The sequence below is a fragment of the Mycoplasma sp. 13536 genome (assembly GCF_055523495.1).
On the sequence record NZ_JBVFVC010000001.1, the window covers coordinates 533,036 to 544,913 of the forward strand.

Annotated in this window: 12 protein-coding genes; 11 read left to right on the forward strand and 1 reads right to left on the reverse strand. The window is 25.8% G+C overall.

The annotated features are described in order from the left end of the window. Positions 1–41 precede the first annotated feature (41 nt). The 8 genes from AC0B4N_RS02150 (at position 42) to AC0B4N_RS02185 (ending at position 8,978) form a co-directional block, all read left to right on the forward strand. A complete protein-coding gene (locus AC0B4N_RS02150) occupies positions 42–896 on the forward strand; it encodes a pseudouridine synthase (protein WP_465102237.1) in 855 nt (284 codons plus the stop codon). Positions 897–903: 7 nt separating this feature from the next. Then, on the forward strand, positions 904–1,206 hold the full coding sequence (locus tag AC0B4N_RS02155) for an Asp-tRNA(Asn)/Glu-tRNA(Gln) amidotransferase subunit GatC (RefSeq protein ID WP_465102238.1): 303 nt from the start codon (positions 904–906) through the stop codon (positions 1,204–1,206). Continuing rightward, positions 1,206–2,525 (forward strand): amidase family protein, encoded by a 1,320-nt coding sequence (locus AC0B4N_RS02160; RefSeq protein ID WP_465102239.1) that lies wholly within the window; start codon positions 1,206–1,208, stop codon positions 2,523–2,525. Before AC0B4N_RS02155 ends, AC0B4N_RS02160 begins: the two co-directional genes overlap by 1 nt. Continuing rightward, positions 2,525–3,955, forward strand: coding sequence for an Asp-tRNA(Asn)/Glu-tRNA(Gln) amidotransferase subunit GatB (gatB, locus tag AC0B4N_RS02165; protein WP_465102240.1), 1,431 nt, complete (start codon positions 2,525–2,527; stop codon positions 3,953–3,955). Before AC0B4N_RS02160 ends, gatB begins: the two co-directional genes overlap by 1 nt. Beyond that, the gene (locus AC0B4N_RS02170) at positions 3,933–5,057 is read left to right on the forward strand and encodes a YhjD/YihY/BrkB family envelope integrity protein (RefSeq protein WP_465102241.1); all 1,125 of its coding nucleotides are present in this window, start codon (positions 3,933–3,935) and stop codon (positions 5,055–5,057) included. Before gatB ends, AC0B4N_RS02170 begins: the two co-directional genes overlap by 23 nt. A gap of 65 nt (positions 5,058–5,122) precedes the next feature. Continuing rightward, complete coding sequence (locus tag AC0B4N_RS02175) at positions 5,123–5,623, forward strand: MAG0490 family ComEA-like DNA-binding protein (RefSeq protein ID WP_465101410.1); 501 nt, start codon at positions 5,123–5,125, stop codon at positions 5,621–5,623. A gap of 1,209 nt (positions 5,624–6,832) precedes the next feature. Then, the gene (holA, locus tag AC0B4N_RS02180) at positions 6,833–7,768 is read left to right on the forward strand and encodes a DNA polymerase III subunit delta (RefSeq protein ID WP_465102242.1); all 936 of its coding nucleotides are present in this window, start codon (positions 6,833–6,835) and stop codon (positions 7,766–7,768) included. After that, positions 7,731–8,978, forward strand: a complete 1,248-nt coding sequence (locus AC0B4N_RS02185) for a hypothetical protein (protein WP_465102243.1) — start codon at positions 7,731–7,733, stop codon at positions 8,976–8,978. The genes holA and AC0B4N_RS02185 overlap by 38 nt, the downstream gene beginning before the upstream one ends. Here AC0B4N_RS02185 and AC0B4N_RS02190 read toward each other — a convergent pair. Next, positions 8,975–9,904, reverse strand: coding sequence for a nucleotidyltransferase (locus AC0B4N_RS02190; protein ID WP_465102244.1), 930 nt, complete (start codon positions 9,902–9,904; stop codon positions 8,975–8,977). The genes AC0B4N_RS02185 and AC0B4N_RS02190 overlap by 4 nt on opposite strands. 137 nt (positions 9,905–10,041) lie before the next feature. Here AC0B4N_RS02190 and rpmF point away from each other — a divergent pair, with 137 nt between their 5' ends. The 3 genes from rpmF to ruvB all read left to right on the forward strand — a co-directional run bounded on the left by rpmF (position 10,042) and on the right by ruvB (position 11,867). Further along, positions 10,042–10,248 carry a 50S ribosomal protein L32 gene (gene rpmF / locus AC0B4N_RS02195; protein WP_465101414.1) on the forward strand — a complete coding sequence of 69 codons (207 nt, stop codon included), beginning with the start codon at positions 10,042–10,044 and terminating at the stop codon, positions 10,246–10,248. A 94-nt stretch (positions 10,249–10,342) separates the two neighbouring features. Further along, positions 10,343–10,933: a Holliday junction branch migration protein RuvA gene (gene ruvA, locus AC0B4N_RS02200; RefSeq protein WP_465102245.1), complete on the forward strand. Its 591-nt coding sequence runs from the start codon at positions 10,343–10,345 to the stop codon at positions 10,931–10,933. Next, positions 10,911–11,867, forward strand: a complete 957-nt coding sequence (gene ruvB / locus AC0B4N_RS02205) for a Holliday junction branch migration DNA helicase RuvB (protein WP_465102246.1) — start codon at positions 10,911–10,913, stop codon at positions 11,865–11,867. The genes ruvA and ruvB overlap by 23 nt, the downstream gene beginning before the upstream one ends. Positions 11,868–11,878: the final 11 nt, after the last annotated feature.

The following is an 11,878-nucleotide window of genomic DNA, read 5'->3' on the forward strand; positions in this document are numbered from 1 at the left end:
TAATAATGTATAATACATTATTATAAGAATTGGAGGCAATTATGTTTGAAATATTTGCAACAAAAAATGATGAAGGAAGAACCTTATACAAACTCTTGGTGAAATATTTGAATAATTTAAATAAATCTCGCCTTGAAAAATTATTTCGTAAAAAAGATATCAAGATTAATAATTTAAGAACAAATGATAAAACCATAAAGATAAAAGAAGGGGATCATATTATCGTTTATGGTGTTTTTGATGTTATTAAGAAAGAAACTGCAATTAAAACTAAAGTTAATTTAAATATTATTTATGAAGATGAAAACATTTTATTAATTAATAAAGAGCCAGGAGTTGTGGTTCATGGTGAAGAAGATTCTTTAGACAATCAAGTTTTAACTTATTTAAATTTTCAACATTTAGATAGTTTTAAACCATCACATGTTGGTCGTTTAGATAAAAGCACAAGTGGCTTGATGCTTTATGCAAAAAATTATCCTACATTAGTTGAATTAAATGATAAGCATCAGTTTTTTGTAAAGAAATACTTATTTAAATCAAACTTAGAATTAATTCCAGGTCAAAAACTTGAATTATCATTATATTTAAGTAAAGATGAATTACACCACCGTATGAAAGCACACAAAAATAAATTGCCAAATTCTCAAATAGCACAAACACTATTTTACCTTGAAAATAATGACAAAATTGCCCAATTAATTACAGGCCGCAAACATCAAATAAGAGCTAGTTTAAAATATTTACAAAAACCCATTTTTGGTGATCGAAAATATGGCGGCAAACCAGATGATCGATTAATGTTACATTCATTTTGCTTACAATTTCAGAATTTAACGGGTAATTTAAAATATTTAAATAAAAAAGAATTTTTTACAAATAAACCAAAATGATAGGAGTAATATGAAAACAATAGATAACGAAAAAATTAAACAAATTGTTGAATCATTGCTTTTTGAGCCAAATAATGAAGTTATCAATAATATTTTAGATAATTGAAATGAATTAACCAGAAGCATCAAACTCTTTGACCAATTTGATTTGTCTAATATCAAACCAATGACCCATATTAATGAAACTTATTTAATTGATTTTTTACGTGATGATATTCCCAATACCACAAATTCTATTACTAAGGAAGATATTTTAAAAAATGCCAAAAACAAGGATCAAGATTACATTTTATTAACAAAGGTGGTAGACTAATGCGAAAGTTACTTGTTAAAGGGGATTATAATAATGCAATTGAATCTCTAAAGAATGATAAAAATAATGCAGTTGCATCACTCTTAAAAATTGAGCAAAAGAAAAATTTAGATTCTCCTTTAAATGGTGCTGTTGCAACTATTAAAGATAATTACGCAATTAAAGGATATGAAACAAAAGCTTCTAGCATGATTTTGGAAGGTTTTGATCCCAATTATAATGCAACAGTTGTTACTAAATTAAAAGATGCTGGAGTTTTATTTGTTGCCAAAACACACCAAGATGAATTATCTCTTGGAGGAACTGGAACATACAGTGCTTATGGACTTATAAAAAATCCATATGATTCTAATAGATATGCTGGTGGATCATCTTCTGGATCTGCCGCTACTTTAACAACTAATATTTCTTTTTCAATTGGAAGTGACACAGGTGATAGCGTTCGCCTACCGGCATCTTTCGTTAAAAAAGTTGGTTTTAAACCTTCATATGGTTCTATTAGCCGCTATGGGTTATTTGCATATGCTTCATCTTTAGACACTGTTGCATATTTCACTCATAATGTAAATGATTCAATATTAGTTTCTCAAACTTTGTTTGGTAAGGATGCAAATGATATGACATCAGTTGATGTTGAAATTGATAATGTTGTAAAAACTAAACCAGCTAAGGTTGTTTTGCTTGATCTTACGGATCAAGTAAAAGATTATTATATAAATTCATGAAATTCATTAATTAGAAAATTAGAGGAAGATGGAGTTGCTGTTCAGGTAGTTAAACCAAATTACAAAATTTTAGAATTGATCCAACCAGTTTATCGAATTATTTCGTTTTCTGAAGCTAGTTCCAATTTAGCTAATTTAACCGGTGTTAGTTTTGGCAATAGAGTTGAAGGGAGAACTTGAGAAGACACATTTAAAAATACTCGTTCATCAAAATTTGGTCATATGGTTCAAGAAAGATTAGCATTAGGCAGTTACTTTTTATATAACGAAAACCAACAAGAAATTTTTGTTAAAGCTCAAAAAGTTCGTCGTTTAATATCTAATTATTATGCAAGTTTATTCCAGCAAGGTGATGTATTGATTTATCCTGCAACTGCTGGCATTGCGCCTAAATTCACAGATACTTCAAGCAATAATGTTATTAACTTTATTTTAACTGGATCTAATTTACTAGGAAACCCATCGATTACCTTGCCACTAGGCGTAAAAGACAATCTTGGTTATAGCATTGCCTTAGATTGTTCATTATATCAAGATAAAAAACTACTTGGAATTGCTGAATATATTGAAGAATTAATCAAAGGAGGATTATAATGCATGATAATTTTGAAGTAATTATTGGAATTGAGATTCACGTTGAATTAAAAACTAAAACTAAAATGTTTTCGTCAACTCCAATTGATTATTTTGCTAGACCAAATACAAAAGCAAATCAAGTAGATCTAGGTTACCCCGGTACTTTGCCATTAGTCAACAAAGAAGCTGTAAAATACGCTTTAACTTTAGCTAAAGCATTAAATATGGAAATTGATGATGAAATGCATTTTGATCGCAAACATTACTTTTATCCAGATTTACCAAAAGGTTATCAAATTACCCAATTTTACCGCCCAATTGGGAAAAATGGTGAGCTAGAAATTAAGGTTAACAATTCTAATAAAAAAGTGAAAATTGAACGTATTCACCTTGAAGAAGATACAGCAAGGCAACATCATAGCGAGCAAGGCACTAAACTAGATTATAATAGAGCAGGTATACCTTTAATTGAAATAGTTACATATCCGGTCATTAGAAGCGCAAAAGAAGCTTCTGCTTATGTTGATATGATTAAGAGAATTGTGCTTGCTCTTGAAATATCTGAAGGTAAACTTGAACAAGGAAGTTTGCGTGCTGATATTAATATTTCGCTTCGCCCGTTTGGGTCTAATGTATTTGGTCCAAAAGTAGAAATCAAAAACCTTAATTCACTTTCAAATATTGAAAAAGCTATCGAATATGAAATTAACTTGCAAACAAAACAAATATTAACTAATGATCCAATTTTACAAGCAACTAAACGTTTTGATGCTGATAAAAATGAAAATATAATAATGCGGGTTAAAACTGGTGCTATAGATTATAAATACTTTCCAGAATCAAATATTCCACTAATTAAACTTTCCAAAAAATTTATTGATTCAGCAGTAGTTCCAGAACTACCAAACCAAAAAGAACAACGATATACAGATGTAAAGATACAAAATCTTTATATTCAAAGCTTGTTAGATGATATTAAATTAGCAAAGTATTTTGATAGTATTGAATATGATGACAAAGAAAAATTATCTAAGCTATTCTTTGCTGAAATAGTTTCGCTTGCTAATGCTAAGGGTCTTAAAGCTTATGATTTAAATATTTCTGCATCAATTTTTAAAGATGCAATTATATTACTTGACCAAGGGATTATCTCAGGAAAATCTTTTAAAAAACTTGTGCCGTTGCTAGTTAATTTTAATGGTGATTTGACTTCTTTAATAAAAGAGCACAATTTGCAACAAATTTCAGACCCTATTTTAATAAATTCCTTAATATCCAAAATTGTTGATGAAAATCATGAAATTGTTGCCGAATATGAGCAAAGACCAGAAAAAGTTACTAAGTTTATTCTTGGTGCCTTAATGAAAGAAACTGGTGGTCAAGTAAACCCTGTTTTAGCTAGTGAAATAACTACAAAGGTTTTAAATGATCTTTTTAAGAACAACTAAAAATCATTATAAAAAATATTTACGATTAAAGAATAAAAAAACACATTTAAGAAGATTTTATACTAATTTGATTTATCCAGATAGGTTTGAATTTTTAAATGTTATTTATAGTACAATTTTAAAATATATTATTTTATTTTTTACATCAACTTTAATTTGAAAAAAAAATGATGATAATAATAAAATTAAACGCAATAAATTGGTTAATTTAGTTTACTCTCACTATAACTCCAAAGAGACAAGTTTTGTGTGAATTTCAACAATTTTTTATGTATTAATTTCATTTATTCCAGTCATTTATATTGTTGGTTTTCTAAATCTTATGATTAATAATGCAATAACACCATTAAAAGAATATGTTGAACCATTAGCAAAATCTCGAAGTGATTCAGTGCCAAACAACATTTTTCAATACTTATTTAATTCAATTGTGTTCCAAAAATTTATTCCAGGAGGGGAACATTATTTTATATTAGATAATCAAAATCCAGATGCAGGATTTAATTCATTTTTAGCTTTAATTCCAGGTTCTTTTATTGCCTTGCCTTCTTTATATATTGCAAGCGGCGGATATGGTAAGGTAATTTCTGCTTATAATTTTATTTTTTCACATAGTAGAACTGGAACTTTTTTAGGAAATCGTGTCAAAGGTTTTTTCTTGGTTTTAGTTATTTCGGTTTTACTTTGATTTTTTAGTAATCTTTTCATATTAACTGAAGTAAAAATTTGAAAAACTTATGGGGATATCAGTTATTGATTATCAGATTTTATTTATTTACTTTATGCACTTGTTTTTTTAAATGTATTATTTTTAGTTTTATTTAAATTGATACCATCATTTAAAATTAGATTTAAAGACATATTTAAGGGTACTATTGTTGCTAGCCTCCCCTCATATATTTTAATTGTAATATATATTTATTTAAATGAATTTGTATCTTATAGTAAATTTGGGTCTGCAGCAGGGTTTTTCTTTTCGATAAGTTTTTTTATTAACTGATTTATTTATTTTATGTTTTTAGGAATTATTTTTAACAATGCTTATTATAAAAGTTTTGTTAGTGCTCGGACTATTCCTAAAAGAATTTATGCATTCCTTTAGGCAGGCTTGTAAGCCTGTTTTTTTGTTTTTTGTGTTTTTTGCTATACTCCTTTATTTTTAAATATATGAAGCGCAAAACATTTGGACAAATTTTATTAATATTATTATTTTTATTTTCGGTTGCTGGAACAATTGTTATCTTACAAGTTTATGTTAATAAACCAAGCAAAGAAGAATATAAAAATGAGGAAAAAGTTTATATTTATTACGTAACTGGAGCAGTATTGCACGATGGCATCCATAAATCAACGAAAAAACTCACGTACCGAGAGCTGTTATTTCAAGCATCCGCACAAGGTTTTGCGGATCTTTCAAGTTTTAAAATGAATAATTTTGTCCCTGATAATGGCAAGATACATGTTCCTTATTTAGATCTGAAGCTAAATTGGGATGATTTTGATAATATTAAACAATTAAGTACTTTAAAATTATCAAATAAGATAGCTCAGGCTTTATTAGACCATAGAAAGGAGAATAAACAAACAACATGAAAAGCTATTGGTGAGATAAGTGGAATTGGGCAAAAGACGCTTGAAAAGTTAATGAATTATTTAGTCCTAAATTAAAGAATTTAATCATATTTTTTTTAATATCGTTTGGTATCTTATTTCTACAAGAAAACAACACTTTATGAATTTTGTTATTTTTAACTTGCTTCTTGCTTTTTTTTATTTTAATGCCATGAAAATTCAAATTCTTGATTATTAGTTTAGTAATAATTTTTATCTCATATTTTATTAAGCAAATATTAAATAATATTATGCTTAATTATTTTAATAATATTTACTGAGTCGAGTTAGTAGATACAAATAGTTATAAACTAATTAATATTAATAATCAAGCTTTTTATCTTAATATTAATAGCATCAATACAAAATTGAATTTATGGGATAAAATATATATTGAAGGTAATACTAAAGGCAATTATTTTGAAAATATTCAAAATGTTAAGTTTTTAAAATCATATGATTTTCGCATACATATCTTTAAATTTTTTAACTCTCATAATTCAGTATATTCTGAATTTGTAATACCGTTATTATTTGGTCATAGTGTTAATTACAAAAATAGTCCGTTTTCTTATGCAAGTGAATTAGGTTTAGTGCATATTCTAATTATTAGTGGTATGCATTTTCAGTTGCTTGCAATGTTTTTGAATAAAGTTTTCAAAGGAAAAACAAAAAATATAACTTATATTATCTGCTTTGTATACTGAATTATTTGTCTTAAGTCCATCTCAGTAAATCGCGCCTTTTTTTCGATTCTTTTAAATAGTGCCTTAAACAAAAAAACATACAAAGAATATAAATTTAGTTTAATAGTGGTTTTAACTATATTTTTTACTTCAAACCTAAGGGTAAATTCACAAGGGTATTGACTAAGCTTTATTTTGTCGATATTTATAAGTAATATGAAAAAACAGAATAACAATAAATGGTTATTATCTTATGTTGCAAATTATTTTCAAATATGGATAATTTCGGCGAGTTTAATTGTGATATGAAAACAAGATATAAATATCACATCTTGATTTTTGAGTTTGGTTATATCTCCGATATTCGAAATATTGTATATTTGCCTACTTTTACTAATATGACTTCCGCCAGCACTTGTATTTATTAGATTTATACTTGATAATTCTTTATCATTATTATTATTTTGAAAAATCAACCTTAATGTTAATTGAATAATTATGTCTATTTTATTTACAGGATGCTTTATATCCTTTTTAACTGTTTTTATAAATAAAAAAGAAAATAAAATATAATAAGAGTATGAAATTTATTTTTGGTGATGAATCTTATTTTATAAATAAAAATCTTAATGAAATTAAGTCTATGTATAACCTTGATCAAATAATTGTCTTAGACGAGAATTATGAATTTTCAGAATTAATTGAGTTAATCGCAATGGAAACTTTGTTTGTAGATAAAAAGTTAATTATAGTAAAAAATTTAGATCTTATCGAAACTACTAAATATAATAAAAAACAACAACAAAATGCAGAATTATTAATTAAAACTTTGGTTAAATTTTCTGACAGTAATGAAGTAGTATTTGTTTACATTTCTGCAAAAATGGCAAATAATATGCTTACCAGTTTTTTAAATCAAAATGCAACATTATATGAATGTAAAAAAATACCTAAAAAAGAAATAGCGGCGCAATTATTATTACTTTGTAAAGAAAAAAATATAAAATTCTCATATACTGATATAAATTTATTTTTAGATAAAATGCCAGATAATCTTGAAATAATTATGAACGAATTTAATAATTTAACACAAACTTACCAAACTATAAATTTTGAAGTTATTAATTTAGTAATTGCAAAATATGCCAAAAATGAAGTTTTTTCGTTCCTTAATTCAATAGACACATTTAACCTTACTACTATTTACCAAAAGTATTTAGAGCGTATTTCTGAGGGCGAAGAAATCACATCATTAATTGCCCAACTTAGCACTATACTAAGCGATTGTGTTAATTATTATTATTTAATTGCATCTGGTCTTAACAATGTGCAAATTACTGAAAAACTAAAGCAACCCTTATGAAAAATTAGGAAATTATCAACTATTTTGAATAATTTTGGTTTTAAAAAACTTAAAAATGTGATTTATGAATTAGGAAAACTAGATATTTTATCAAAAACAAGCGGGGTGAATGTAAATGAATTATTTGAAATCTTTCTCGTTAAAAACTTTTAAAATAAATTCTAACAATGAATACTTTATTTTTTTATTTAATAAATGCCAGGAAAAACTAGTACCAGAAAGTTTTAAAGAATATTTAAAGAATATTTATAAAAAAATTGAAATCATAAGAAATAATAATCTCAAGATTGTTTTAATTTTGCCTCATTGATATTATTTATCAGAGTTTGAAAATGAAGAATTAGCTAATAATATTGATGAAAATTATAAATTTTTGAGTTCTTGGTTAAAAGAATTAGTTTTATTACAAAATATAACAATCCTGCAATTGATTAATTTTAAAGAACTTGGCTTTTTATCATACTCTATATCAAAAAAGTCAAGTTCTATCAATGATTCGGTGAATACAGAAGATTCAATTGAACGAGTTGTTAATTTTGAATCGATGGGAGCGAAATTCGACCATAATAATGAATTTTATTATGGTATTGATGAACATCAAACAAAACTTTATTGAAATTTATTTTTAATCAAATCATATTTTGAAAAAGAATATAATGTAACTGGTTTTGTATTTGAAGGCTTTGAATCGCACATGAGGAAATTCTCAAAAAATATAGTAATGAAAGAAGTAGATTATTTAAATCGAGTTTTTACTGTTTTTAAAAAGGAAAATAGTTCAAGAATTTACAGTTATACAAGCATCATAAAGAATAATAAACACCTAGATTTATTAAGTTTTTTAGATAATAAGATTTATGAGTTTAATTTTGGAAGTAATCTTTCAGTAAATATCTTACGGACAATGTTGTTAAATAAAGGAATTTATAATATTAATTTTGATAATTATTTAAACTCAAAAAATCATGAATATCTTTTCTTAGTTCAAAGACTAAAAACTATTATTCATGAACTTGTATTTAATAACCCGCAAATATCTTTTACATATTTAAGTAATTTATCTTTAAGAAACTGAACAAATAAAGGTTTTTTATATAATTTTGATTTCTTAGATTACTTATACGATTATTTAATTGAACAAGTCAACAACTTAAATATACAATTTGTAATAAAGCGAGAAGGCGAAATAAATACAAAGTACTTATATCATAATATCCATAAAGGAATAATTGAAAAACAATTAATTTATGATAATGAAGTTTATATTCGTAAAATTAACATAACAAATAAGATATATCGTGAACGGAACTTCATATTAATGCCTTATGAATCAAAAGAAAAAATTCAAAGAAATAATTTTTAACTCTTTGAATTTTTTTTAGTTTTTAAAAAAATTGAGAGATAGGTTCTTTTGATTCTGCTTCTTGTGTATCTTTTGCTAATGCATGCTTCAATAAATTCCTCATACGTTTGATGGTATATATTTTTTTTAAATAAATTTTCAATTCCTTCATCGACCATTTTATATGATCGTAAAGTTTTTAAACTACTTTTGTTAATTATTTTTTGAAACTTCAGGTAAGTTTCGTTGATTTGTTTAAATTTTTTAATATCCATTGGTGTATATTTACTAATATCCTGGTTATGTAAAACCATTTTACGTATATGAGTTGCAGAGGCAAAATTATCTTGGGTTTGGTCAGAATGAAATCCTATTGTTCGTTTAATACAAATTGGCCTTATATTAAAATTATTTTCTACAATTGTTTTAACATACTCAATTCCCAAAATGTCATTTGGAGTATTTAATGAGTAATTTGCTAAATCTTGCATTGCTAAAGATGAAGATCTTGGGAAGCTATTACCACCAGTTTTTAAATATTTTTTTAAAAGTGCATTATATTCTGTTTTTTTATATTTTAAAATATAAGCAACTTTTAAAAATTGTGTTATATCAGCTGTTTCCGAGCCAAAAACTAAATAATTAATTTTATGTTTATTTAGTTTCTTGACAGCTTCACTAGCAAATATATGTGCAGCTTGGGTTGAAATATTATTTTTAAGTTTTATAAATTTGTTAACACCGTATTTTTTGGCAATTTTTTTGCGTGCTTTTCAAGATACGCATATGTATTCAGCCCGCTGTGAAAATTTATAACTCATAGCGACATAAATTTTTGAATTAGGGAATTTTTGTTTAATTCATTTTAATTGAAAAATATGGCCATTATGAAAAGGGTTATACTCAGCTACAATTCCAACTTTTACTGGTTTTGTTTTGTTATTCATATTGTTTTATTATAAATTAATAACTAATTTTTTTGTTAATTTTTCCATTTTTAAATTTTGATTTTTATATTATAATAGTAATGCTATTTGATAACATAGTTAGAAAATAAATTTATATTAATTGCAAGGAGGAAAATATGGCTATAGTACCAAAACGCAAGACATCAAAACAACGTAAACACAAAAGACAAACACATAGTGCTTTAGAAACACCTAATTTAATTAAATGTTCAAATTGCACAAAATTAATTGAACAACATACTTTATGTCAACATTGTGGTTTTTACAAAGGTAAAAAACATCCTGCTTATCTTGCATTAAATGATCGTATTAAAAATAGTTAAATTTAATAAATAAATAGACAGCACAAAATTTGCCTGTCTTTTTTTATTTTTTGTTCACTTAATCATTTTTTATATCATCTTTTTGGAGGAAAAAATGATTTTATACAAAATTGGAGAAATTGTTTTCAAAAACAAATCAAGTATTATATTCGAAAATAAAGGTGATGGATATATGGTGAATGTTGCAAATATCCAACGTTTTGAGGTTGGTACAAAGTGCAAAATTTATTTATATGAGCACAATACCGAGTTTTACAAAAATATTTATGGATTTAAAGATTTTAAAGAAAGATTATTGTTCACTGATTTAATTTCAGTTGAAAAGGTCGGTCCAAAAATTGCCATGATGATTTTAGATAAGGGTTGAGAAGTAGTTGCTCAATATATAGCAACGGATAATTGAGCAGAATTATCTAAAATTAACTTTGTTTCAGAAAAAACAGCTAAGTATATTTGTGTCGAATTAAAAGCCAAATGATCTAAATTAGTTGATTTAAGCGAGGACAAACGTGCTGAAGTTAATAATTTAACTGACTTAACAAATACACTTAGCTCATTAGGATTTAAGCGTAATCAAATTGAATATGCTATAGCTAATATTACTGAAAAAATTGATCTTGATAAAATGGTGGAAGAAAGTATAAGCATAATAACCACAAACAGTGATTCACAACTTAGAACTTAGGCCTTCTACATTTGATGGTTTTATTGGCCAAAAAAATTTAGTTAAAACATTAAAAACAGTCATAAATAGTTCTAAAATTCAACAAAAAACTCTCCCACATATTTTGTTTTATGGCAGCCCAGGTATGGGAAAAACAACATTAGTATCAATAATAGCAAATGAAATTGGTGCTAAAATCCATTATATTCAAGGAGCAAACATTGAAAAAAAGAGTGATTTAATAAATGTCCTATCAGTTATAAATGAAGGTGATATTGTTTTTATTGATGAAATCCACAGTATTAATAAAACAGTTGTTGAGTTTTTATATAATGCAATGGAGGATTTTGTCTTTGATTTAATAATTGGAGTAGATGGTAATTCGCGCTCGATGCGAATGAAGATTAAAAAATTTACGCTAATAGGGGCAACTACCCGTATTAATGATTTGCAACAACCATTTAAAGACCGCTTTGGATATATAGGGCGGTTAGTGAATTACGAACAAGATGAAATTTGCAAAATTTTAAATAATTCTGCTATGAAAATTAATGTTAATATTTCAAGTGATTGTGTTAAAAAAATAGCAGAATATTCACGTAAAACTCCGCGAATTGCTAATCATTTATTGCAAAGAGTAAATGACTTTGCAATATCTTTAAATAATGGTTTAATAGACTTATCAGTTATTAAAAAAACATTTAAATCTCTTGATTTATATCGTTATGGTTTAACAAAGGATCACGTTGAATATTTAGAACTATTAAAAGAAAATTTTTATGAAAAATATGTTTCACTTCTGACTTTATCAAGTTTAATAAAATTTAATAAAGAAAATATTGTAAGTGATATTGAACCAATTTTATTATTCTATAATTTAATTGAAAAAAACTCTCGCGGTAGACGAATTACAAGCGAAGGCATTGATTATTTATACCATAGTAAACGCAATTAAAGATTTTCAAA